This window comes from Rhodococcus sp. FH8, assembly GCF_019266085.1.
Lineage (GTDB): Bacteria > Actinomycetota > Actinomycetes > Mycobacteriales > Mycobacteriaceae > Rhodococcus_F > Rhodococcus_F qingshengii.
Map to the genome: position 1 here is coordinate 95,154 of NZ_LPNQ01000057.1, position 24,049 is coordinate 119,202.

Sequence of the window (24,049 nt, forward strand, 5' to 3'; positions counted from 1 at the left end):
TCAACGATCGTGGTCAGTGGCGGTGACGATCTCGAACGGTATCTCGACTCGCGCGAGGGTTCCGGACTCTTCACCCGGTCCGACCGAGAACGAGCCACCCGCGGCAACCACTCGCAGTTCGTGCGAGAGCAGTCCGATGTGGCCGGCGGCCCGTCGTTCGGCAATCCGATCGGCGCTGATCCCCCGACCGTCGTCCGAGACCACGAGCACCGCACGGTGGTCCAGTCGTGCGAGCTCGATCCGAACATTGTGCGCGCCGGCATGTTTGACGACATTGCCAAGGAGCTCTCGGGCGGCGCCGAACAGGACGTCGTCGGCAGACGTGCGCAGATCGTCGTTCCAGCCCGAAGTGTCGACGTCGACCACCACTCCGCCGCGTCCCTGCGCCGAGCGCGCGAGGTCTCCGATTGCACGGGCGAGACCCACGTGCACGAGGACTGTGGGATGCAGCTCCGAAACGGAGGATCTCAACAGCGTGGTCGCTTCACCGAGCGCTTTTCCGGCTCGCGCCAACGCGACAGGCTCCGCATTGTCTGCCAATTCGTCGAGATCCATCCGCGCGGCGAGAACGTACTGGAGCGCCCCGTCGTGCAACTGCTCGGACAGTTCCGTGCGCTCTCGCTGCTCGAGCCCCATGAGTTCGGCCAGAAGGCTGGTTCGATGCCCGACGAGTTGTCCGATGGTCAACACGCGTGATCTTTGAATCCGAGTCAGTCCGATTGCGCCTGCGCCCACTCCGGCCAAGGCCATGGTGCTCAGCAGGATCGACGGCCACGGCTCGGAGTTCGAAGTCATCGTTGCCCAGCTGGAAACGAAGAACACACCGATCGTGCAGGCAACGACGCCGACACACACGTCCGTCCGCAGTTGCGTACACGCCAGAACCGGAATGACGAAGAGCCCGTTACTCAAGATGTCGGCGGTCCAACTCTGCTCGGCCGCGAGACCGGTCAGCAATGTCAGAGTTGCGAGCACGGCAAGGTCGACGAACAAGCCGAGCCAGATCATCGTCACCGGGCCGGTGCCGCCCTTGCGGATCCACAGCGCCACGGCTGCCGACCAGAGTGCATAGGCGCCCAGAATCGCGAAACACCATCCCGCGTCGTTCATCGGCGGGACGAAAATCAGTGTCAGGGCGATGAACAGCACCAGAGCGCCGCGCACCGTCAGTTGGAGGTACGCACCGCGGTAGGCGTGTTCGCGCATGATCCGCTCGAGGTCCGGGCCACCGGGCAGGTGCTCGGTTCGTACCGAGGATTCGTTCATCTGTCCTCCTGTGCCGCCCATCCCAGTTCCCTGTGAATGAGCTTCGCACACGAGATTTCACAATCAACCCGCAATACCGTGAATGGCACAGCATTCACCGAACCTCGAAACCACGCAGGAGTGCTCATGATCTCGACCCGAGCAAGCAAGCGCCGCATCGCCACTCGATTTGCCGTCGCCGGCGCCCTGGCAGCGGCGCCGATCGCCGTGGTCGCCGGGACAGCGCAAGCCGCCCCGGCCTCCACCCATCACGAACAATTCGGCCGCCTGGTCCCCCTACCCGAGCCGGCCGACGCAGCGCCCGGCCCCGAACAGGTACCGCTCACCTGGGGCGCGACGTATTCGGTCACCTTGCCCGGGTAAAGGTCACAGCAGCAGATTGGCTCCCGTACCGCCGTCGAACACTGCGATCTTGGCGGGATCGAACCACAGATCGACAGACCTGCCCTGGGCCACCGTGGACTCGGACGAGAGCCTGGCAACCAGTTGACCGCCACCAGCGACGGCCGTTCCCGAATCGGCGGCGAGTTCCTCGAGTTCACGAGAATTGACGGCGGGGCCACCAGCGAGGAAATACGCGTACTTGTCCGAACCCATCGATTCCAGCACGTCGACGTCGACGGTGAACGTCCCACCGTGCGGCTTCTGCGCTGCATCGACCAGCGCCACGTCCTCGAAATGTTCCGGCCTGATACCGACCACGACGTCCTTGCCCGAGCCGCTGCCCGAGATCTTCGACTGCGCCGCCGCGGGCAGGCGAACATCGCCGATCGGCGTGCTCACACCGTCGGCCGTCAACTGTCCGGGGAAGAAGTTCATGGACGGGGACCCGATGAACCCCGCCACGAACAGATTGTTCGGACGATCGTAGAGTTCCTGCGGCGCACCGATCTGTTGCACGATTCCGCCGCGCAGCACGACTACCCGATCGCCGAGCGTCATCGCCTCGGTCTGGTCGTGGGTCACGTAAATCGTTGTCGTACCGAGCCGCTGCTGCAGACGGGCGATCTCCGTCCTCATCTGCACGCGCAGTTTGGCGTCCAGGTTGGAAAGCGGCTCGTCCATGAGAAACGCCTTCGGGCTGCGCACGATTGCGCGTCCCATCGCCACACGCTGACGCTGACCGCCCGACAGGTTCGCCGGTTTGCGATCGAGATGCTGGGTGAGGTCGAGGACCCGCGCCGCGTCGTCGACCTTGGCGTTGATCTCGTCCTTGGACATCTTCGCCAAGGTCAACGGGAACGCGATGTTCTGGCGCACCGTCATGTGCGGATACAGCGCATACGACTGGAAGACCATCGCGATGTCGCGGTCCTTGGGGGCGCGTTCGTTGACGCGTTCACCCGCGATCCGCAACTCACCGGTCGAAATGTCTTCCAGCCCGGCAATCATGTTGAGAGTCGTGGATTTTCCACAACCGGACGGGCCCACGAGAATAATGAATTCTCCGTCGGCGATGGTGATGTCGACATCACTGACCGCCTTGGCTCCGTCCGGGTACAGCTTGGTCACCTTGTCCAGCACGATCTCGGCCACAGGCTTATCCCTTCACTGCGCCGGAAGTAAGCCCGGCCACGATACGACGTTGGAAGAACAGAACAAAGATGATGATCGGAATGGTGATGACCATGGCGGCCGCGGCGATCGACCCGGTGGGCTCCTCGAATTGTGAAGCGCCGGTGAAGTTTGCGATGGCCGCAGGGGCGGTGATGGAGCGTTCGGTCGACGTCAGCGAAATCGCGAACAACAGGTCGTTCCAGCAGAAGATGAACACCAGGATTCCCGCAGTGACGATGCCGGGCGCGGCCAGTGGAGCCACCACCTTCCGGAACGCCTGCCCCGGCGTCGCGCCGTCCATCTGCGCCGCCTTTTCGAGTTCCCAAGGAATCTCTTTGAAGAACGCCGAGAGCGTGTAGATCGCCAACGGCAACGCAAAGGTGATGTACGGCAGGATGAGTCCGGCCCAGGTGTCGAAGAGCCCGAGCCGTCGTTCGATGTCGAACAGCGGGCTCACCAATGAAATCTGCGGGAACATCGCGATCAGCAGGGCAACAGCCACCAGCAGCTTCTTGCCCGGAAAATCCAGGCGCGCAATCGCGTAAGCAGCCATGGTTCCGATCACCACGGCGATGACCGTCGAGATGAGTCCGATGCCGATGGAGTTGATCAGAGCACTGGTGAAGGCGCTGGTGTCGAAGATTCCTCGGTAGTTGTCCAGGGTCCACTTCTCCGGAATGAACTTGCCGTCCTTGATGGTTCCGGCGGGCTTGAAGGACAGGCTCGCAATCCACAGGACGGGAACCAACGCGTACAGCAAGACCAGAAGGTTGACGACGGACCAGCTGATCTTGAGTCTGGGAGTCACGGTCATGTCAGCGTCCTTCCGTATCGGATCCGGGAGCCGAAGCACCGAAAAGTTTGATGAAGATGAACGCGATCACTGCCACACACACGAAGATCAGCACGCTGATCGCGGATCCGATACCCAAGTTGAATGCCTTGAACAGATTGTCGTAACCCAGAATCGACACCGACCCGGTGTCGTTCGCTCCCTTCGTCAGCACGTAGATGTTGTCGAAGATGCGGAACGCGTCGAGTGTGCGGAACAGCAGAGCGACGAGGATGGCGGGCTTCATCAGCGGAAGGATGATGCGTACCAACCGGGTCCACGCACCGGCGCCGTCCACCTGAGCCGCCTTGAGGAGGTCGTCGGGCACGAGCGCCAGGCCGGCGAGCAGGAGCAGCGCCATGAACGGCGTCGTCTTCCAGACCTCGGCAAGGACGATGATCGCGAGCGACGGGATCTGGTCGGTGAGCGGCGCACTGCCGTCGGGCAGGAGATTGGCGAGGTAGCCGGTCCCCGGCGTCCACGCGTAGTACCAGCTGTATGCCGCCGCGACGGTGACGATGCCGTACGGGATGAGCACAACGGTGCGGACGAGCCCCTTACCCACGATCGTTCGGTGCATCACCAGTGCGATGGTCAGTCCGAGAACGAACTCGATGACGACCGAGACAACCGTGATCGACGTCGTCACCGCGAACGCTTGCCACCAGTAACCGTCGGTCAGCACCGACACGTAGTTGTCGAACCACACGAACTTTCGTTGATCCGGGAAGCGCAGGTCGTAGCGCTGCAAACTCAGCCACACGGCGTAGACCACCGGATATGCGGTCACCGCGATCATGAGAATCGCGGCCGGGGCCACCAGCCAGAGACCGAGGCGACGCTCGGCCGCCTTTCCGTCCGACATCTTCGACTTCGCGGAGTGCTTCGGCTCCGGCGATGCCGTCGCGACTGTTGGTGCAGCTCCCGAATTTTCGCTGTCGATCGTCACGGAATCAGCCCCTCGGAATTGACTGCCTTGCGTACCTGCTCGGCAAGATCGTTCACGGTCGATTCCGGATCGATGTTTCCCACAGGGTTCAGCGTGGCAGTGATGAGCGTCGAAATACTCTGATAGGCAGGAGAAACCGGACGAACCGAAGCGGTGTCCAGGCTGTCGCGAACCTCACGCCACGCCGGGTACGCCTCCTGGAACGCCGGGTCGTCGTACAGGCTCTCGAGAGTCGGCGGAACGCCACCGGCTACCGCGTTGTTGCGCTGATTCTCCTCGTTACGCAGACAGGTGAGCGCCTCGAACGCGAGGTCCGGATGCTGGCTGGTCTTGGCCACCGCTACGTTGAAGCCGCCGATCGTGACCTCGGCCGGCTTACCCTCGATCACCGAGGGATACGGAGCGGCAAGGAAATTCCGTTCTCCGTTCACCGTGAGCACCGTGTTTCCGGTGTTCTCACTGGTGACGTTGCCCTTGTCGTCGATGTACGGCAGATCGCCCTTCTCGGCGTTCTCCATGATGCCGGGCAGCACGAACGGCCAGTTGACCTGGAAGGCAGATTTGCCGCTCTCCATACCCAGTCGCGACGACGCTTCATCCCCCTGCGAGATCGAGGGATCCGCACCCTTGGCGGTAGCGACGCGCTTCATGACGGTCAGCGCCTGCTGGGCAGCATCACCGTCGGCCACCGTCACGGTTGTTCCGTCCGGCCCCACCACCGATCCGCCGGCACTGGCGAGAAGGGTGTTGAACCAGACCATCAATCCTTCGTACTGCTTGCCCTGCACACCGATCCAGCTGGGGCGCCCCTCCGCGGCCAGGCCTTCGGAGATGTCGATCATCTGATCCCAGGTCTGGGGTGGTTGCCCGTCCGGCATCAAATCCTTTCGATACCAGAGCAATTGGGTGTTGGTGTTCAATGGCGCCGCATAGAGTTGGTCCTGCCACTTCGCCGACTCCAGCGGACCCTCGAGCGTCCCGTTGCTGACCTCGGCCGCCACGTCGTCAGGAAGCGGCAATGCCCATCCCGCTTCGGCGAATTCGGCAGTCCACACCACGTCGAGCGTCATCAGATCGAGTGACTTGTCGTTGCCGGTCAGACGCCGGGCCAACTGAAGTCGCTGGTCGTCGGCACCCTTGGGCAGAGTTTTCTGCTCGACCCGGTACGCGCCGTTCGACGCCGCCGAACAATTGGCGGCGGCCTCCGCATACTGCTCGGCGCCGTCGGCAGCGGTGTAGAAGGACAGCACCACGCCGTCGTCATTGTCCGATCCGCACGCACTGAGCAAGGGCGCCAACAACAATGTTGCCGCGCCGAGCAGCCCCGCCCGCAATTTCTTCTTCTGTCCCGCCCGCGATCTCTCGTTCTGCCCCGCCCGCGATCTCTTGTTCTGCACAGCCGTCCTCCTCGGGCGGCGAGACGGCGCAGTCGTTACGGCTGGCCGACGCACCACACATCGGCACTTTTGCCGGAGAAGGGACCTATTTCCTTGTCCGGCAAACGGTCACGGGAAGCGAGTACTACCTCGCCCGCGTGTACATAAAGTAACCGAGATCACACAAGTTGGCAGCCCGAGCGAGAATGTCAGATGGCGAGCTTGGCGAGCAGGTCGCGCGCCGACTCCGCCGTCTTGGGCTCACACAGTACGTCGTAACGTCCGGCGACCAACTGCATCGTCGAGGCGAAGTCCCGCTGCCCACGCGTCGCGGCGTACGGAATCGTCGTGGAGATGACACCGAAGATGATGCCGCCCACGATGCCCGCGATCAGCGGAGCGAGGAAACCACCGGTGACGATTCCGAGCACCAGGCCGAAGAAGACACCGAGCCAAGCACCGGAGACGATGCCGCCACCGATCACCTTGGCCCACGTCAACCGACCGAGAACTCGCTCGACCTGCATGAGGTTCACGCCGACGATCGTGACGTCCTGAACCGGGAATTCCTGATCGGAGAGGTAATCGACTGCGCGCTGCGCCTCGGCGTAGGTGGGGTACGACCCGATGGGCCATCCCGAAGGCGGTGTCGGCAACGCTCCACGGCGCGACCCATTCGACGATTGACCGAGCGGATTGGACATGGCTGGCTGCGCTCCTCTTTTCGGGCACGTCATCCACGCGGATGACGCAAGTACATCTACCCCCTATTGTGCCCTTTACAGACCTGATTCGTTCGGCTATGCGAGCGTCAGGCGTGTTCGGGCGGCGTGAATTCCGAGGTGCGCGTCATCCCCGCGGCGCGGCCCTTGGCCGAAATCACCAGTGCCATCTTGCGACTCGCCTCGTCGATCATCTCGTCGCCGAGCATGACGGCGCCCCGCCCTCCCCCGGCAGCCGAGGTGTGGAACGCGTACGCGTCCAAGATGAGTTCCGCACGGTCGTAATCGGATTGGCGCGGACTGAACACCTCGTTGGCCGCCTCGATCTGCGTGGGGTGCAGAACCCACTTGCCGTCGAAACCGAGCGCTGCCGTTCGCGCAGCCGACCGAGTGAAAGCCTCGACGTCGCGGATCTGCAGGTACGGCCCGTCGATGGCCTGGACGCCGTGCGCCCGCGCGGCCATCAAGATGGTCATCAGGATGTGGTGATACGCGTCACCGCGGTCGTAGCCGTCCGGTTGCTCACCGACGACCAGAGTTCGCATGTTCAAGCTCGCCATGAAGTCGGCCGGGCCGAACACGAGCGCCTCGACGCGGGGACTCGCGGTGGCGATCGCGTCGATGTTGGTCAAGCCGATCGCGTTCTCGATCTGCGGTTCGATCCCGATCCTGCCGACCTCGAGACCGTTGGCCTTCTCGACCTGCGTCAACAACAAATCGAGCGCCTGGACGTGACTCGCATCGGGAACCTTGGGCAGCAGAATGGCGTCCAGATGCGCTCCGGCGCGGCCCACCACCTCCACGACGTCGGCATACGTCCATTCGGTGGTCCAGTCGTTGACCCGGACGACCTTGACCTGTTTGCCCCACCCGTCCTCGGCCAACGCGTCGCCGATCGACTCCCTGGCCGCCTGCTTCGCCAGCGGCGCCACCGCATCTTCGAGGTCGAGAAAGATCTCGTCGGCGGGCAATCCCTTCGCCTTGTCGATCATCTTCCGACTGCTGCCGGGAACTGCCAATACCGATCGACGGGAACGGTTGCGTGAAGTCATTGCGGACTGCCCTTCTCGATTTTCGGTGGCGCCGTTGCAGATTTTGACGCTGGACGAATTAGCCTTGCAATCATGGCAGCAGCAGGCAAGGTATTTGCAGCCAGGCTTGCCGGCCTGGTTGTACTCGGCCCGGACGGCGAATCGATCGGTCGTGTGCGCGACGTCGTCATCACGGTCCGCATCGGACGCCAGCAACCCCGCGTTCTCGGTCTGGTGATCGAAATGTTCACGCGCAAACGTATTTTCGTTCCGATGTTGCGTGTGACAGCAATCGAACCGAGTGCAGTCACCCTCACCACCGGTAACGTCAGTCTGCGGCGCTTCAACCAGCGCCCGGGCGAAGTGCTCGCTCTGGCGCAGGTACTCGATTCGCATGTGCGCGTGGACGACCCGGAACTCGAGGAGCTTCACGGCGTCGACACGATAGTCGTCGATCTCGGAATCGAATCGACGCGGACGCGAGACTGGGTGGTCTCCAAGGTCGCGGTTCGCGGCCATCGCGGACGCCTCGGTCGACGCGCGGCGATTCACATCGTCGACTGGCAGCACGTCGCCGGCCTCACCCAGAGCGACCTCTCACTCCCCGGCCAGGGCGTAGCTCACCTGCTTCTCCAGTACGAAGGCATGCGACCCGCCGATGTGGCCAACGCCATGCGCGAACTGCCGGAGAAGCGCCGCCACGAACTGGCCGTGGCGCTCGACGACGAACGCCTCGCCGACGTCGTGCAGGAACTGCCGGCGGACGACCAGACCGATCTGCTGATGCACCTGGAAGTCGAACGCGCCGCCGATCTACTCGAAGCGATGGATCCCGACGACGCCGCCGACCTGTTGGGCGAGCTGCCCGAAACCGAGGCCGAGTCACTGCTTCAGTTGATGGACCCGCAGGATTCCGAACCTGTTCGACGCCTGCTCGAGCACTCCCCGGACACTGCCGGTGGTCTGATGACGCCCGAACCGGTGGTACTGACGGCCTCGACGACGGTCGCGGAGGCCCTTGCCCGCGCCCGCAACTACGACGTGACCCCGGCGCTGTCGAGCATGGTCTTCGTCGTACGTCCGCCGACGGCGACTCCGACCGGGCGGTATCTCGGCTGCGTCCACTTGCAGAAGCTTCTCCGCGAGCCTCCCGCCAGCCTGGTAGGCGGACTACTCGACACCGACATGCCCCGGTTGGCCCCGGACGACTCGTTGGCGTCGGTCACCCGATATTTCGCGACGTACAACTTGGTATGCGGGCCGGTCGTGGACGACGAGAACCACCTGATCGGGGCCGTGACGGTCGACGACGTGCTCGATCACCTCCTGCCGGAAGACTGGCGTGAGGATTACTCCGACGACGAGGAACTACTCCGATGAGCGAACGGGCGTCGAGCACGACCGCACGGCAACGACTGGAAACGCCTCGCGGAAGCCGCCGGTTCAATCTCGATTTCGACGTCGAAGCTGTCGGGCGCGTCAGTGAACGCATCGCCCGCTTCCTCGGCACCGGGCGTTATCTCGCAATCCAGACGATCATCGTGATCGTCTGGATCCTGATCAACGTGTTCGCGGTGGCCCTGCAGTGGGACCCGTACCCGTTCATCCTGCTCAACCTGGCCTTCTCCACCCAGGCCGCCTACGCGGCGCCGCTGATCCTGCTGGCCCAGAACCGTCAGGAGAACCGCGACCGGGTCTCGCTCGAGGAGGACCGCTCACGCGCCGAGCAAACCAAGGCGGATACCGAATTCCTCGCCCGAGAACTCGCAGCTCTGCGTATCGCCGTCGGCGAGGTTGCCACCCGCGACTACCTGCGACGGGAGCTCGAGGAGATCAAGTCGATCCTTGCTGCCGACGGCGAACCGACCCCGAAGAAGAAGCACCGTGACTCGAATACTGCGAAACAAAGTCACAACTAGCTGAGCGTTCGCTGAGTTTTGCTGCACGCACCGTGACCGATATGTAACGTAAGTCACAGCAATATGGATATCACGGTGGGTACTCCGGAGCGGGAGCGCCAGCAAAGGGGAATCGTGCGAGTACGCGGAATGATTGCAGCATCCACACTGGTGGGGGGACTGCTCGTCGTCACAGGTCCAGCGGCCCTCACTGCCGGAAGCGCACCGACCGGAGGGTCACAGGTTCCGATCGCACTGGCGGGCTCCGCCTCGATTGCGCAGCCGGACTCTGTCGACTTCCTCCCGACGCCCCGCACGGTCCGAACGCAAAGATCGGCCCCGCCCAGCGATACGGTCGCCGGCGCCCAGGCAGCGCCCAACGCTGCGGCCGTCGTCCTCACCTCTCTGGGCATCCCCGAGATCGTCCTGAACGCGTACCGCTCCGCGGAGCTGGTGATGATGACCGAGGCACCGGGATGCGGAATCCCCTGGCATCTTCTGGCCGGCATCGGACGCATCGAATCCGGTCACGCCAACGGCGGCAAGACGACCTCGGTGGGTACGACGGTCACCCCGATCCTCGGCCCCGTCCTCGATGGACGGCTGGCAGGCAACGAAGTCATTCGGGACACCGACAAGGGCGCAATCGACGGCGACCCCACTCACGACCGCGCCGTCGGGCCGATGCAGTTCATTCCGGCCACCTGGGCCGGATATGCCAGCGACGGCAACGGGGACGGAATCAAGGACCCCAACAACGTCTTCGATGCGGCGCTCTCGGCAGCGAAGTACCTCTGCAGCGGCGGACTCAACCTGCGCGATGTCGCCCAGGAGACCAAAGCTGTTCTGCGATATAACAACTCGGCCGCTTACGCAGCAAACGTGATCATGTGGTCGACGGCATACAAGAACGGTGTCATTCCTTCCGGTCAGCTGCCGTACACCTCGGGCATCAACACCGGCAGCTCCGCGATCAACGCCGCCGCCTCGGCAGACTCCGCCGCTTCGGCCGTACTCGCCGCGGCTGCGGCTACCGATCCGGCGGCCGGCGACAAGGAATCAGCGTCGACGACGCCGACCCCGACCACCACTCCCCTCTTCCCGGGTCTGCCGGACATGCCTGCACTCTCACCCGAGATCCAGGCACTGATCCCGCCGGGCGTCATGCCGACCAGCCCCGCTCCGGGACCCAACGCCGCCCGGAATGCGGCTCCCGGTCCGATCATCCCGCTCCCCGTCCTCACCTCACGGGGTCTCGTGTGGCCGATTCTGACGGCCGAGGGATGGCGCTGGCCCGACGACATGTGTGTGATCCTTCCGGACCCCGCAGCCCTCGACGCCTTGCAGGACGGCATCCTTCTGCCGTGCACGATCCCGGGCATGGCAGTGGCCGCCACCGACGCGGCTCCCGCGGAATCCTCTCCACCCGCCGCCCCCTCTCCGGAGCCCGCACCGGCACCGGCACCCGCACCCGCACTGGAGCCCGCTCCGGCCCCGGCTCCGGCATTCGTGCCGTTCTTCCCGGGCCTGCCCGGCATGCCCGCTCTGTAACCGAAAAATCACGAAAGAACAGTGCATATGCCCCAAACTGCCCTTCTAGATCACGGTTGAATAACGGAAACGCAACAAATCAGGTAGCCTCGACTCCGTCAGTTGAACGGAAAACCTCCTCGCGGAGGTTCAGGAGGCATAAACAGTGGGTCGGCACAGCAAGAAGACAGATTCGCACATCCGTCGAAATTCGGTCATCGCGCTCACCGGACTCATCCCTATCGGACTCGTCACCGCAGCCAACACGGCCGGCGCCGCTCCCAAGGTCCCGTTCTTCAACACCAGCTCCGCCGAAACGGTGGACACCGCCGCACAAGCCACGCAGGAACCGCAGGCGCAGATTCTGCCCGCCGTCGAAGCAATCGCCGAGCCGGCTCCCGCCCCCGCGCCGGAACCCGCGCCGCTGGCTCCCGTGCAGGCAACTCCCCCGCTCCCCGCCTCGATGGCCGAGGGCGCACTCGGAATCCCGAGCGTGAGCGTCGCCGCCTACCAGAACGCCGAGCGAATCCTCGCTGTCGAGAAGCCCAACTGCAACATGCACTGGACGCTCCTCGCCGGTATCGGCCGCGTCGAATCCGGCCACGCCAACGACGGCAAGGACGCCGACGCGAACGGCAACCTCTACAAGCCCGTGATCGGCCTGCCACTCAACGGCAGCCTCCCCGGCCAGGCCGTCATCATGGACACCGACGGCGGCGCCCTCGACGGCGACACCGTCTACGACCGCGCAGTCGGCCCGATGCAGTTCATCCCGTCCACGTGGAACCAATACGCCGGTGACGGCAACGGTGACGGAATCGCCGACCCGCAGAACCTTTTCGACTCCGCACTGACCACCGGCAAGTACCTGTGCGACGGCGGACTCAACATGCAGGACGTCACGCAGGTTGCCTCCGCGATCCACCGCTACAACAACTCGGCCGCCTACGTCGCCAACGTTCTGGCCTGGTCGCTCGGGTACTCCACCGGCATCGTGCCCGCCGCATCGGACCTGCCGCGCATCCACTGACCTACCTGGACTTACCATGGAGTCATGTCTGTACTGACCGAGTCCGACGTTCGCTCCGCGCTCGCGCGAGTTCTGGACCCAGAGATCCGCAAACCCATCACCGAACTGGGGATGGTCAAGGGGATCTCCCTCTCCAGTGACAACAGCGTCGACATCGGCATCTATCTCACGACCGCCGGCTGCCCGATGCGCACCGAGATCACCGAACGCGTCACCAAGGCCGTCGCCGACGTCGCCGGGGTCGGCGCGATTCGCGTCGAACTCGACGTCATGGACGACGCCCAGCGGACCGAGCTCCGCAAGTCGCTTCGCGGCGATTCCGCCGAACCCGTCATCCCGTTCGCCCAGCCGGGCTCACTCACCCGCGTCTACGCCGTAGCCTCCGGCAAGGGTGGCGTCGGAAAGTCCAGTGTGACAGTCAATCTCGCGGCAGCAATGGCCGCGCGCGGACTGTCCGTGGGTGTACTCGACGCGGATATCTACGGCCACTCGATCCCCCGCATGCTCGGCACCGACGCCAAGCCGACTCAGGTCGAGCGCATGATCATGCCGCCCGTCGCCCACGACGTGAAGATGATCTCCATCGCGCAGTTCACCCAGGGCAACACACCTGTCGTCTGGCGCGGACCGATGCTGCACCGCGCGCTCCAGCAGTTCCTCGCCGACGTGTTCTGGGGCGATCTGGACGTGCTGCTGCTCGATCTGCCGCCCGGCACCGGTGACATCGCCATCTCTGTGGCTCAGCTCATCCCGAGCGCCGAGATCCTGGTCGTCACCACACCGCAGCAGGCTGCTGCCGAGGTCGCAGAGCGCGCGGGCGCGATCGCCCTGCAGACCCGCCAGCGCGTCGCCGGCGTCGTCGAGAACATGTCCTGGCTCGAACTTCCCGACGGCACCCGTATGGACGTCTTCGGCGAAGGCGGCGGGCAGACCGTCTCCGATCGCCTCACGAAGGCCGTCGGCGCCAAGGTTCCGCTTCTCGGACAGATCCCGCTGGATCCGTCCGTCCGCGAGGCAGGCGACGCCGGGACGCCGATCGTCCTCAGCGCTCCCGATTCACCCGCAGCCATCGCACTCAAGGACATCGCCGACAAGTTGGCCGTCCGTCAGCGCGGGCTGGCCGGAATGTCGCTCGGTATCAACACGGTTCGCAACCTGTAGAACCCCCTCATACGGAAGGGCGCCTGTCACCGATCGGTGACAGGCGCCCTTGCGTATGTCGAATCTAGGTGGCGTCGAAGTCCACAGGAGGACGTTCGCCGGCGGTGAGTGGCTTGTCCTTCGACAGCGTCTTCGGCTCCTGCACTCCGCTCTGCGGCTTCTTGTCGAAGTTGCCCGTGAAGATGGAGTCGTCGCCGTCGAGGAGGTGCTGGGTGATCACAGCGCGCGGCGTCATTCCGCGCAGCTTGTTCAGATCTGCGAGCGGTTTACGCAGATCCTCGAAATCGGTGCCCAGTTCTTCCTTGAGCTGATTGGAAGCGCCCGAAGCATATTCGCGCACCTGCCTCAGGGATTTCGTGACCCAGGAGACCGCACCAGGAAGCCGCTCAGGTCCCAAGATGACCAGAGCCGCTACGAGGAGGATCATGAACTCGCCCCAACCGATGTTGCCAAACACAGGGTCAGCCTACTGTGTGCTCGCTCGGTGCGCGCATGTCCGGATCAACCTCACAGGAAGATCGCAGGGGCCGATCAGTCCGACACCGGCGTGACCGAAATGTCGACCTGCCGTCCGTCGCGGATCAACTGAACGTTGACGGGTTGGTCGACGGTCGTCGCGTTGACCGCAACCACCAATTCGTCGGCGCTTGTCACCGGTCGGTCACCGACCTTGACGATGACGTCCCCCTCGACGATCCCCGCACGTTGAGCGGGGCTGCCGTCGCGGACATTGGCCACTGCCGCACCACTGGTCGCGTCGTTGACCGCGGTGCGGGCATTCACGCCGATGTCGGGGTGATGAACCTTGCCGTCGCGGATGATGGTCTGCGCCACCTCGGTCACCGTGTCGATCGGAATCGCGAAGCCGAGCCCGACCGAACCGCCGGACTCACTGAGCATTGCGGTGTTGATGCCGATGACGCGGGCTTCGTCGTCGACGAGCGCACCACCGGAGTTGCCGTGGTTGATCGCCGCGTCGGTCTGGACGGCGTCGATGACGGCGTTGGTGTCGGTGCCTTCACCCGACAACCGCAGAGGCCGGTTCAGTGCACTGACGATTCCGCGGGTGACGGTCTTGCTCAATCCGAGCGGTGAGCCGACGGCGACGACGTCGTCGCCCACCTGAACATCCTCGGATTTTCCGAGCTGAGCGACCGTCAGATTGTTCGCCGACACCTTGAGCACTGCGAGGTCTGTCTTGACGTCACGTCCGACGATCTGGGCGTCGGTCTTGGTTCCGTCGGAGAAGATCACCTGGATCTTCGCGTCCTGAGCGGGCGGAACGGCCGAGGAGATCACGTGGTTGTTGGTGACGATGTATCCGGCGCCGTCGATGACCACACCGGAACCCGTGCTGCCCTGGTCGCCGACGGCGACCTGAATCGACACCACTGATGGCAGTACCGCGTCGGCGACCTTCGCCACCTGAGACTCCGGCTGTTCCCCACCGCCGGATTGAACGAGCGTGACACGTGAGCTGGTGAGTGAACTGCGATCGGCAGTGATGACAGTGGCAAGCAACCCACCGACGAGAGCGATGACAAGCGCCATGCCCGCAAGCGCGGCCAGTGCCGAGGGGGCGACCTTGCGACCGAACAACAGCTCACGCACGTCGAGTTTCTGGGCGGGAGGCAACTGCACCGGCGCCTCGGACTCTGCGGGCTTGCCCAGCGAGACGGCGGATTCAGGATCACGCCACGGATCACGCGGCGGTTCTTCGTCGGGCGTGTTGTTCGCCGTCGCATCGGGATCGCGACCGATCGACTCGGTGGCGTCTGCGGGTCGACCGAACGCTTCGGCCAGAACCGGGTCCGGAGTCCCGATCACGACATCGGAGGACGGAGTCGATCGCGCGGCCACCGGAGTGAACGAGCCCTCGACTCCACTCGGCCGACCGAACACCTGGCGCGAGGCCGGATCGATCTGGGGTCGATAGACCGGACGGGGGTCGAGAACCGGCGCATCTGCCGGTCTGTCCACCGAACCGTTTGCCGAAGAATCCGAACTCACTCCGGAGTGCCCCCTTTTTCCGTCAGTCACATGGTCCAGTATCACTGATCCGCGCCGGGAAGCTGGCGCGCGGCGTCATTTGCGCCAGCGACGGGACAACCTCTTGCTGATGGTGGAGAAGCCGGCGGGTTGATTACCGACGGAACTGTCGGCGTTTTCCGAATTCGGCCCGGTAGTCGGACTGTTGCACGAAGGAATCTGGCTGAGAAGTCCCACCAGGGACAACGGCATCGTCATCTCGCCGCTTCGACGCAGCGCACCACGTGCCTGCTGCTGAGCATCGACGGCCGCAGCGCACTCGGCACAGATCGAGATGTGATGCGAGGCCCGCAAGTAGGCCTGCATTCGGAGTTCTCCGTCGACGTAGGCAGCGATTGCCTCGCTGGCCAGATGTTCGGTCGAACCGAACTGGCGATGTGCCCGCGCCTCCGTCATTCGTCCCTCCAGGTGATTGACCACGTCCCGCTCTGTAGCTCGAACCCGACCGTCAGAAACCGACGAGTTCGGATTCGGCTGCGCGCTGCGCTGCCAGATGATCACGAATCGCCTGTCGCCCACGATGGATACGGCTACGAACCGTTCCGAGCTTCACTCCCAGTGTGGCACCGATTTCCTCGTACGACAGACCTTCGATGTCACAGAGCACGACAGCGGCACGAAATTCAGGTGCGAGCGAGTCCAGTGCGGCTTGCAGACCTGCGTCGAGGCGCGCGTCGTGGTAGATCTGCTCGGGGTCGGGACCGGGCGAGGGAACGCGGTCGTAGTCCTCGGGCAGCGCTTCCATACGGATGCGATTGCGTCGGCGAACCATGTCGAGGAACAGGTTTGTGGTGATGCGGTGCAACCAGCCCTCGAAAGTTCCGGGCTGATAATCGGAGAGCGAGCGGAACACCCGGATGAAGGTGTCCTGCGTCAAGTCCTCGGCATCCTGGGCATCGCCTGACAACCGGTAGGCCAGGCGGTACACCCGGTCACCGTGCTGACGCACGAGTTCGTCCCAAGACGGCATGGAGGACTTCTCACCAGTTGCATCGAACACAGCAGTGCCGATCAATTCGGAATCCACAGCCGATTCCGTCGTCAAAACTTCCGACTCTCGAGGGCGAGGCTCGTCGTTGACCTGGTAAATAAGTTGATCCTCCTGCTCGGGATCGCGTATTTCGATCACCGCGTTGTCCGAATCACGTGATGCGCGATATTCGGGAGAACCAGCCGATGCTGTGATTTGTTCCCGATCACCGAGCTGCGAAAGATCAACTTGGTAGAAATCGATACCGCCGTGCGATCTTCGATCCGGCGATGTATACACCTTTTCTCATCGCGGTGTGCACGCCATATGAGGAGCCTGAGGGATTCCTGAGAATCCTGGTGACTGCGCGCCTTGCAGCGACAATCCGAACCGCCCGATAACCTCATGAGCGTGACCCACGCCGAACAGATACTCCGCCACGTCGAGGACGTAGTTTCCGAGGACGAGATTTTGACCGCGGCGCGAGATCGAGCGCTGGATCTCGGAGCCCATCCGGTGACGCCCGCCGTCGGTGCGACGCTCGCGATGTTCGCGAGGATGCTCGACGCGAAGACGGCCGTCGAGGTGGGTACCGGAGCCGGCGTGAGCAGCCTGTGGCTTCTGCACGGAATGCGCGACGACGGCGTCCTGACCACGATCGACAGCGAACCCGAACATCAGCGGGCCGCCAAGCTGACCTTCCGCGAAAGCGGAATCGCTCCGGCACGCACTCGCCTGATCAACGGACGGGCTCTCGACGTGCTTCCCCGGCTCGCCGACGGCGGCTACGACCTGGTATTCGTCGACTGCGCCGCGATCGACCACCCGCACTACGTCCGCGAAGGTGTCCGCCTGCTGCGCTCCGGCGGTGTCATCGTTCTGCACAACGCCCTGGCCGACGGCCGCGTTGCCGACAGCTCCGCACGCGACGCGACAACGGTTGCGGTCCGAGAAGCGGCAAAGGCCGTGACCGAGGACGAGCGACTCATTCGAGTCCTCCTCCCCCTCGGTGACGGCCTCCTCTGCGCGAGCAAGCTCTAGATCCAGACGCCCTTACCGATGGCGACGACGCCACCCTGACTGACGGCAAATCGTTCGCGGTCACGTTCGAGATCGACGCCGATGATTTCGCCGTCACCGACGACGACGTTCTTGTCGAGGATCGCTCGCCGTACGACGGCACCCTTGCCGATGCGCACACCCGGCATCAGCACGCTGCCCTCGACGGTCGCACCGTCCTCGATCATCACGTTGGAACTGAGTACCGAATTGCGCACGGTCGCCGCGGACAGGATCGACCCAGCACCGACCACCGATTCCTGCGCGAGTCCGCCCTTCACGAACTTTGCGGGCGCGAGATTCTCGGTGGCGCCGCGGATGGGCCAGCGACGGTTGTAGAGATTGAAGATCGGGTGCACCGACACCAGGTCCATGTGAGCGTCGTAGAAGGCGTCGAGGGTACCGACGTCACGCCAGTAGCCGCGGTCTCGATCGGTGGCACCGGGAACGACGTTGTCCTTGAAGTCGTAGACCGACGCCTCACCCGCGGCGACCAAGGCGGGAATGATGTCTCCGCCCATGTCGTGATCGGAATCGGAATTCTCTGAATCAGCGCGGATGGCGTCCACGAGCACCTTGGTGGTGAACACATAGTTACCCATGGACGCGAACGTCGAATTGGGGTCGTCCGGTGTCCCGGGAGGATGGGCGGGCTTTTCCAGGAACTGGGTGATGCGTCCGGACTCGTCACTGTCGATGCAGCCGAAAGCAAAAGCCTCACTTCGCGGTACACGAATACCCGCGACCGTCACGCCTGCCCCGGATTCGATGTGGTGCTGAACCATCTGTTCCGGATCCATCCGGTACACGTGGTCGGCACCGAAAACCACGATGTACTCGGGGTCCTCGTCGTAAACGAGATTGAGCGACTGCAGGATTGCGTCGGCACTGCCGGTGTACCAGCGCGGCCCGAGCCGCTGCTGGGCCGGGACCGGGGTGATGTACTCACCCGCGAACCCGGACAATCGCCACGTCTGCGAAATGTGGCGGTCGAGTGAATGTGACTTGTATTGCGTCAACACACAAATACGCAGATATCCCGCGTTGACAAGGTTGCTCAACACGAAGTCGATAAGTCGATATGCACCTCCGAAGGGCACTGCGGGCTTCGCTCTGTCCGCGGTCAGCGGATACAAGCGTTTGCCCTCGCCCCCGGCGAGCACGATTCCAAGCACATGCGGCTGGCTTCTCACACCGCTAACCTATCCGCACTGGTGAACTCCCGCTAGCGAAGCAGTTCGAGAGGTCCGATCGTGTCCCCCTCCGAACGGCCGGGGATAACGTGATCGGTAGCCGGATCGACCACGGGCGGTTAGGTTTAGCGCGTGCGAGTCGCGATGATGACCAAGGAATACCCGCCGGAGATCTACGGCGGCGCAGGAGTACACGTAACCGAGCTCGTCGCTCAGATGAAACGGCTGTGCGAGGTCGACGTGCACTGCATGGGCGCCCCGCGCGAAGGCGCGATCGTCCACTCTCCCGACCCCGCTCTCGCCGGATCCAACCCGGCCCTGACGACGCTCTCCACCGAACTGCGCATGGCGGACGCCGCGGCCGGTGTCGACATCGTCCACTCCCACACCTGGTACACCGGACTGGCCGGGCATCTCGCGTCGGCTCTCTACGACGTGCCGCACATCCTCACCGCGCACTCACTCGAGCCCAGACGCCCGTGGAAGGCCGAACAGCTAGGCGGCGGCTATCGGATCTCGTCGTGGTCCGAACGCAACGCCGTCGAGCACGCAGACGCGATCATCGCCGTCAGTTCCGGTATGCGACTCGACGTCCTCGACGCGTACCCCGCTGTCGATCCGAGTCGCGTTCACGTAGTCCGCAACGGAATCGACACCGAGGTATGGCATCCCGGGGGATCTGCGCCGGGAGCACAGTCCGCACTCGCGTCGATCGGCGTCGACCCGGCGAAACCCATCGTGGCCTTTGTCGGACGCATCACGAGGCAGAAGGGCGTCGGGCACCTCGTCGCGGCAGCCCACCACTTCGACCCGGAGATTCAGCTCGTGCTGTGCGCCGGCGCTCCCGATACGCCGGAGATCGCCGCCGAGACGGAGAAGGCGGTGGCCGAACTCGCCCGGCACCGGGGCAATGTCTACTGGGTGCGCGAGATGCTTCCGACCGAGCAGATCAGGGAAATACTCTCGGCAGCAACGGTATTCGTCTGCCCTTCGGTGTACGAACCCCTCGGGATCGTCAATCTCGAAGCCATGGCGTGTGAGACCGCCGTGGTCGCTTCCGACGTCGGCGGCATCCCCGAGGTGGTCGCCGACGGCGTCACCGGTCGACTCGTGCACTACAACGCCTACGAGCCGAACGCATTCGAGGAATCGCTCGCGGCCACCGTCAATGCCGTTGTCGCCGACCGAGAAGGCGCCGACGCGATGGGTCGTGCGGGCAGGATCCGTGCGATCGACGAGTTCTCCTGGGCCGAAATCGCCAAGCAGACGCTCGAGGTCTACGCGGACGCCGTCACGAGACGCTGATCCGCGTCAGATCTTGCGATAGGTCGAGACCGTCGCCGACGCGGTGACGGTGCTCGGCTGCGGCAGCTTCGCCACGGCGGCAGCCAGATCGGCGGGCGTCAGGTGTCTCGCCGACGGTCCCATCCCCACCAAGTCGAGGACGTCCTGGTGTGAGAGTGACATCGTGAACTCGACCTCGTCGCTACTCACACGCTCGAAGTATCCGGCCATCGACGATTCGAGACGTTCCACTTTGCGGTCGTCGACCCGGACCATCGCGAGAATGTCGATCAGCTCGCGCAGATGCCTGTCGGTGGGCGTCAGGACCACCAGAACTCCGTCTTCGGCGAGAACTCGATGGGACTGCGGACCGTTACGAGGAGCGAACACACAGAGCACGTGAGAGAGCGCTCCGTCGCGAATGGGTAGTGGTTGCCAGACGTCTGCGACGATCGAACCGATTCTTTCGTGGACCTTCGCGGCACGCCGGGCCGCGAACTTGGACACGTCCAACGCTATCGCCCGAGAATCAGGCAGCGAATCCACGACGTGTGCGAGGTATTGTCCTGTGCCTGCGCCGATTTCGACGATCCGCGCGGGGTCCGACCCCGCCGTCGTCGCGCAGGCCCGGGTGACGGCATCCATCAGCGGGCCGAAGTGGCCGGCGCCGAGCAATCGTGCACGCGCGGCAATCATCTCGGCACTGTCGCCGGTGAACTTCGTGGCACCGCCACTGATCAGGCTCACGTAACCCTGGCGAGCGATATCGAATCGATGTCCGCGGTCGCACTCGGCGGCGCCGTCCACCAATTCCAGATCAGCAGCACACTGCGGGCAGGACAGAAGATCGATCACGGCGGCAAGCATTGATCCGTCCTTTCGGCTACCGGCGGTGCGCACACACTTCAGGCCCCGTACCGAAACGGATACGGAGCCTGCGTGCAATCACGTGCTGTTGTTCGTACTGCTACAACCTGGACCCGACTAGCTGGTGACGTTCGTGAGTTCCACACCGAGCGCTGCAGCTTCATCCGGGGTCAGCTCGACGACGAGGCGTCCGCCACCCTCGAGTGGAACCCGCATGACGATTCCTCGTCCCTCTTTGGTTGCTTCGAGGGGACCGTCCCCGGTCCGGGGCTTCATGGCCGCCATCCTCTGCTCCCTCCAGATCTGCGCTGCATTGCTCTGCGCCTCGACTAACGGTGCGCCCCGCCAACAATCAGCGAGGCTCGTACCCTCCATTGTTCCCTATGGATGCGGGAACCGGGAATCTGAGTCACATTTAGGGGTGTTCAGTCGTCCGTCACACCTGCGCCGGAACCCAGCAATCAGCCACGTGATCATCGACCATTCCGGTGGCCTGCATGAGCGCATAAGCCGTGGTAGGACCCACAAACTTGAACCCGCGCCGCTTGAGTTCCTTAGCCATGGCAGTCGACTCGGGAGTGACCGCGGGAACCTCTGCAATTGATGTCAGTCTTCTGGTGCGTCGAGGCGGCGAGAACGACCAGAGTAACGAATCGAGGTCCAGATCGGGCGAATTCACGAGCACTCGGGCGTTGGAAATCGTCGCCTCGATCTTCGCGCGATTGCGGACGATCGCGGCATCGGAGAGCAATCTCTCGACATCCGCAACTCCGTACGCTGCGACCTTGTCCGGATCGAACCCGTCGAAGGCTTCGCGGAACGCCTCGCGTTTGCGCAGAATCGTGATCCACGAAAGTCCCGATTGGAATGCTTCGAGGGCGAGTCGTTCGAACAGTTCGTCGCGCCCGTGCAGCGGACGCCCCCACTCCTCGTCGTGATAGTCGCGGTAGAGCGTGTCGCCGGGCGTCTCGACCACCCAGCCGCACCGAACGAGTCCGTCGGCCATCAGCCCTGGGAATCCTTCGATTCGGATACGGTCTCAGGCTCCTCCTGCGATGCTTCGGCCTTGTCCGGAGCATCCGCTTTCACCAGGACCTCAGACCGCTCGTCACGGCCCAGTTGTGCACGCAGAGAATCGATTTCCAACCCGAGGCGATGCAGGGCCCAATCCACTTCACTCGCCTTGTAGCCACGCAGCACCTGCTGAAAACGCAGCGCGTCGACATCCGCCCCGGTGACGTCCTCTGCCGGGAGTACGGTCGCCGTCGTGCCAGGAGGCAGCGGCGGCAGCTCTTCCGAGCGCCCGAACACAGCGCTGGCGGCGAGGAAGATCATCGCGCCGACCAGAGCCATGACAATCAGGTACAGGAGGATCGTCATCATGGACCGATACTCCCATACCCGAGTGTGAGCGGTCAGACCCCCGCGGTGCGCACTATCGAATTCATCGGGGGTCGATCGAGTAGCGAAACCTCGGTGGTCTCGGGCACGAAAGAATCGCCGTCGACCAGGAATTGGGTCAACCCGGCACCCGAATCCTCGATCCCGCACCGCCGGAGCATCGTTCCGATGATCTGCCGGCTCATCACACCGAGGTCGGCGAGCGGCCGGTTGCGATGCTTGCGCACACCGAGATTGACCTGACCGATCGCCGCCAGCCCCAACGTGTCGTACGTGTCGAGCAGAAGGCCGATCTCGACGCCGTAGCCGGGCGCGAACGGGACAGCGGACAGCAGCTCACGGGTGCCCGCGTATTCACCGCCAAGCGGTTGCAGTACCGACGTGAGTTCCGGCCGCAGCGCGGCCAACATGGGCCGCGCAACCAATTCCGTGACTCGCCCGCCGCCGTTGGCATCCTCCGTGCCGCTCACGCGCAGCGGACGGCGGTAGTAGCCCTTCACCAGATGGATGCCGTCAACCGTGAGCAGTGGCCCCAGCAGTTTGGGCACGAACGCCGGATCGGGATTGATGAGATCGGAGTCGACGAATGCGATCAGATCGCCGGTCGTTGCGGCGACCGAACGCCAGAGCACCTCACCTTTGCCCGCAGTCGGCGGGATGGACGGGACCGCGCTCTCACGACTGATCACCGTTGCTCCGGCAGCGCGAGCACGCTCGGCGGTTCTGTCGGTCGAACCGGAATCGAGAACGATCAACTCGTCGACCAAACCACCGAGCAACGGATGAATGGTGTCGACCACCGCGGCAACGGTGTCCTCTTCGTTGAGTGCGGGCAACACCACCGAGACGGTTCGGCCCCCCTTCGCCCGTTCGAGCTCGGCGACCGTCCAACTCGGATGGTCCCAACTGTTGGCGTCTGCCCATACGCGGGTCGGGCCCGCACCGGTGATGCTCATGCCAGACCTCGAACCGTACGTACCGGGGCACGGCGTCCCTGGATCGCGGCCACCATGTCGACGACTCGACGGGTGGACGCCACCTCGTGAACACGGAACACCCGGGCGCCGCCCGCCGCGGCCATTGCTGTCGCTGCCAATGTTCCCTCCAACCTCTCGGAAAGCTCCACACCAAGAGTCTCCCCGATGAAGTCCTTATTACTCAGCGCCATCAGCACTGGCCACCCGGTGTTTACAAGAACGTCCACTTTCCGCAACAACTCGAGCCCGTGGAAGGTGTTCTTACCGAAATCGTGGGTGGGATCGATCAGGATCGCGTCACGCGGAACCCCGAGTGCCAGGGCGCGCTCTGCCGCCGACACGACCTCGGTGACCACATCTGCGACGACGTCGTCGTAGCGGACACGATGCGGGCGGGTGCGCGGAACCGCGCCACCCGTGTGCGAGCAGACGATCCCGGCACCAGTCTCGGCAGCAACCAGGACGAGGTCGGGATCCGCACCCGCCCACGTGTCGTTGATCAGGTCGGCGCCTTCGCCGCGTGCCAACCGCGCGACGCCGCTCCGCCAGGTGTCGACGCTGATGATCAGCTCGGGGTACTTGGCTCTGATCGCGGCGACGAACGGAACGACTCGCCTGACCTCTTCGTCGGCGTCGACGAGGTCACCGGGCCCAGCTTTCACTCCCCCGATGTCCACCAGATCGGCGCCTTCTCCGACAGCCCGATCGACGGCAGCCATCGCTGCCGAATCCGAGAACGTCGCGCCCTGGTCGTAGAAGGAATCGGGAGTGCGGTTGACGATGGCCATCACCAGTGCACGGTCGACCGCGACCGGACGCCCACACAGGGTGGGCGCCGGACCTGGCTGCGCGGTAGAACCGGGGAGTGAAGACATGCCACTCATACTGGCATGACGG

At 64.0% G+C, this 24,049-nt stretch carries 26 protein-coding genes; 8 read left to right on the forward strand and 18 right to left on the reverse strand.

The window, feature by feature from the left end; genetic code table 11:
* Complete coding sequence (locus tag ATN38_RS03065) at positions 1–1,266, reverse strand: sensor histidine kinase (RefSeq protein ID WP_047268999.1); 1,266 nt, start codon at positions 1,264–1,266, stop codon at positions 1–3.
* A gap of 126 nt (positions 1,267–1,392) precedes the next feature.
* Here ATN38_RS03065 and ATN38_RS03070 point away from each other — a divergent pair, with 126 nt between their 5' ends.
* Entirely contained in the window at positions 1,393–1,629 is a 237-nt protein-coding gene (locus tag ATN38_RS03070; protein WP_230691567.1) for a hypothetical protein, read from the forward strand.
* A 3-nt stretch (positions 1,630–1,632) separates the two neighbouring features.
* Here the strand turns inward: ATN38_RS03070 and ATN38_RS03075 are convergent, their stop codons facing one another.
* From ATN38_RS03075 to ATN38_RS03100, 6 genes are all read right to left on the reverse strand, one after another.
* On the reverse strand, positions 1,633–2,802 hold the full coding sequence (locus tag ATN38_RS03075; RefSeq protein WP_003945069.1) for an ABC transporter ATP-binding protein: 1,170 nt from the start codon (positions 2,800–2,802) through the stop codon (positions 1,633–1,635).
* A 4-nt stretch (positions 2,803–2,806) separates the two neighbouring features.
* Entirely contained in the window at positions 2,807–3,637 is an 831-nt protein-coding gene (locus ATN38_RS03080; protein WP_003945075.1) for a carbohydrate ABC transporter permease, read from the reverse strand.
* Between the two features lies 1 nt (position 3,638).
* On the reverse strand, positions 3,639–4,520 hold the full coding sequence (locus ATN38_RS03085) for a carbohydrate ABC transporter permease (protein ID WP_044480569.1): 882 nt from the start codon (positions 4,518–4,520) through the stop codon (positions 3,639–3,641).
* 80 nt (positions 4,521–4,600) lie between these two features.
* Positions 4,601–5,938, reverse strand: a complete 1,338-nt coding sequence (locus ATN38_RS03090) for an ABC transporter substrate-binding protein (protein WP_037131899.1) — start codon at positions 5,936–5,938, stop codon at positions 4,601–4,603.
* A 251-nt stretch (positions 5,939–6,189) separates the two neighbouring features.
* A complete protein-coding gene (locus ATN38_RS03095; protein ID WP_003945065.1) occupies positions 6,190–6,684 on the reverse strand; it encodes a general stress protein in 495 nt (164 codons plus the stop codon).
* 107 nt (positions 6,685–6,791) lie between these two features.
* A complete protein-coding gene (locus ATN38_RS03100) occupies positions 6,792–7,754 on the reverse strand; it encodes a CoA ester lyase (RefSeq protein ID WP_003945087.1) in 963 nt (320 codons plus the stop codon).
* Between the two features lie 72 nt (positions 7,755–7,826).
* On the opposite strand from ATN38_RS03100, the gene ATN38_RS03105 reads away from it, so the two are divergent.
* The 5 genes from ATN38_RS03105 (at position 7,827) to ATN38_RS03125 (ending at position 13,352) form a co-directional block, all read left to right on the forward strand.
* Positions 7,827–9,113: a magnesium transporter MgtE N-terminal domain-containing protein gene (locus ATN38_RS03105; RefSeq protein ID WP_003945077.1), complete on the forward strand. Its 1,287-nt coding sequence runs from the start codon at positions 7,827–7,829 to the stop codon at positions 9,111–9,113.
* Positions 9,110–9,652 (forward strand): DUF1003 domain-containing protein, encoded by a 543-nt coding sequence (locus tag ATN38_RS03110; protein WP_003945067.1) that lies wholly within the window; start codon positions 9,110–9,112, stop codon positions 9,650–9,652. Before ATN38_RS03105 ends, ATN38_RS03110 begins: the two co-directional genes overlap by 4 nt.
* A gap of 75 nt (positions 9,653–9,727) precedes the next feature.
* Positions 9,728–11,182 carry a lytic murein transglycosylase gene (locus ATN38_RS03115; protein WP_230793084.1) on the forward strand — a complete coding sequence of 485 codons (1,455 nt, stop codon included), beginning with the start codon at positions 9,728–9,730 and terminating at the stop codon, positions 11,180–11,182.
* A 145-nt stretch (positions 11,183–11,327) separates the two neighbouring features.
* Complete coding sequence (locus tag ATN38_RS03120) at positions 11,328–12,191, forward strand: lytic transglycosylase domain-containing protein (RefSeq protein ID WP_003945171.1); 864 nt, start codon at positions 11,328–11,330, stop codon at positions 12,189–12,191.
* A 24-nt stretch (positions 12,192–12,215) separates the two neighbouring features.
* Positions 12,216–13,352 (forward strand): Mrp/NBP35 family ATP-binding protein, encoded by a 1,137-nt coding sequence (locus ATN38_RS03125; protein ID WP_003945178.1) that lies wholly within the window; start codon positions 12,216–12,218, stop codon positions 13,350–13,352.
* Positions 13,353–13,416: 64 nt separating this feature from the next.
* Here the strand turns inward: ATN38_RS03125 and tatB are convergent, their stop codons facing one another.
* From tatB to sigE, 4 genes are all read right to left on the reverse strand, one after another.
* Positions 13,417–13,809 carry a Sec-independent protein translocase protein TatB gene (gene tatB, locus ATN38_RS03130; RefSeq protein WP_003945177.1) on the reverse strand — a complete coding sequence of 131 codons (393 nt, stop codon included), beginning with the start codon at positions 13,807–13,809 and terminating at the stop codon, positions 13,417–13,419.
* 74 nt (positions 13,810–13,883) lie between these two features.
* A complete protein-coding gene (locus tag ATN38_RS03135) occupies positions 13,884–15,407 on the reverse strand; it encodes a trypsin-like peptidase domain-containing protein (RefSeq protein ID WP_370852746.1) in 1,524 nt (507 codons plus the stop codon).
* A gap of 30 nt (positions 15,408–15,437) precedes the next feature.
* Entirely contained in the window at positions 15,438–15,797 is a 360-nt protein-coding gene (locus ATN38_RS03140) for a hypothetical protein (RefSeq protein ID WP_003945180.1), read from the reverse strand.
* Between the two features lie 52 nt (positions 15,798–15,849).
* Complete coding sequence (sigE, locus tag ATN38_RS03145; RefSeq protein WP_029255812.1) at positions 15,850–16,446, reverse strand: RNA polymerase sigma factor SigE; 597 nt, start codon at positions 16,444–16,446, stop codon at positions 15,850–15,852.
* Positions 16,447–16,776: 330 nt separating this feature from the next.
* Between sigE and ATN38_RS03150 the strand changes: the two genes are divergently transcribed.
* Complete coding sequence (locus tag ATN38_RS03150; RefSeq protein ID WP_007736091.1) at positions 16,777–17,412, forward strand: O-methyltransferase; 636 nt, start codon at positions 16,777–16,779, stop codon at positions 17,410–17,412.
* On the opposite strand, the gene glgC is transcribed toward ATN38_RS03150, so the two are convergent.
* Positions 17,409–18,623, reverse strand: coding sequence for a glucose-1-phosphate adenylyltransferase (glgC, locus tag ATN38_RS03155; RefSeq protein WP_003945185.1), 1,215 nt, complete (start codon positions 18,621–18,623; stop codon positions 17,409–17,411). The genes ATN38_RS03150 and glgC overlap by 4 nt on opposite strands.
* A 132-nt stretch (positions 18,624–18,755) precedes the next feature.
* Here glgC and glgA point away from each other — a divergent pair, with 132 nt between their 5' ends.
* The gene (glgA, locus tag ATN38_RS03160; RefSeq protein WP_003945186.1) at positions 18,756–19,928 is read left to right on the forward strand and encodes a glycogen synthase; all 1,173 of its coding nucleotides are present in this window, start codon (positions 18,756–18,758) and stop codon (positions 19,926–19,928) included.
* Between the two features lie 6 nt (positions 19,929–19,934).
* Here the strand turns inward: glgA and ATN38_RS03165 are convergent, their stop codons facing one another.
* The 6 genes from ATN38_RS03165 to folP form a co-directional block, all read right to left on the reverse strand.
* Positions 19,935–20,774: a putative RNA methyltransferase gene (locus tag ATN38_RS03165; protein ID WP_007736089.1), complete on the reverse strand. Its 840-nt coding sequence runs from the start codon at positions 20,772–20,774 to the stop codon at positions 19,935–19,937.
* Positions 20,775–20,891: 117 nt separating this feature from the next.
* Positions 20,892–21,059, reverse strand: coding sequence for a DUF3117 domain-containing protein (locus ATN38_RS03170; protein WP_003945169.1), 168 nt, complete (start codon positions 21,057–21,059; stop codon positions 20,892–20,894).
* Between the two features lie 151 nt (positions 21,060–21,210).
* Positions 21,211–21,780 (reverse strand): DNA-3-methyladenine glycosylase I, encoded by a 570-nt coding sequence (locus tag ATN38_RS03175; RefSeq protein WP_003945189.1) that lies wholly within the window; start codon positions 21,778–21,780, stop codon positions 21,211–21,213.
* A complete protein-coding gene (locus ATN38_RS03180) occupies positions 21,780–22,157 on the reverse strand; it encodes a DivIVA domain-containing protein (RefSeq protein ID WP_007736086.1) in 378 nt (125 codons plus the stop codon). Before ATN38_RS03180 ends, ATN38_RS03175 begins: the two co-directional genes overlap by 1 nt.
* A gap of 32 nt (positions 22,158–22,189) precedes the next feature.
* Entirely contained in the window at positions 22,190–23,131 is a 942-nt protein-coding gene (locus ATN38_RS03185) for a glucosyl-3-phosphoglycerate synthase (RefSeq protein WP_003945188.1), read from the reverse strand.
* The gene (gene folP, locus ATN38_RS03190; RefSeq protein WP_042450383.1) at positions 23,128–24,027 is read right to left on the reverse strand and encodes a dihydropteroate synthase; all 900 of its coding nucleotides are present in this window, start codon (positions 24,025–24,027) and stop codon (positions 23,128–23,130) included. Before folP ends, ATN38_RS03185 begins: the two co-directional genes overlap by 4 nt.
* Positions 24,028–24,049: the final 22 nt, after the last annotated feature.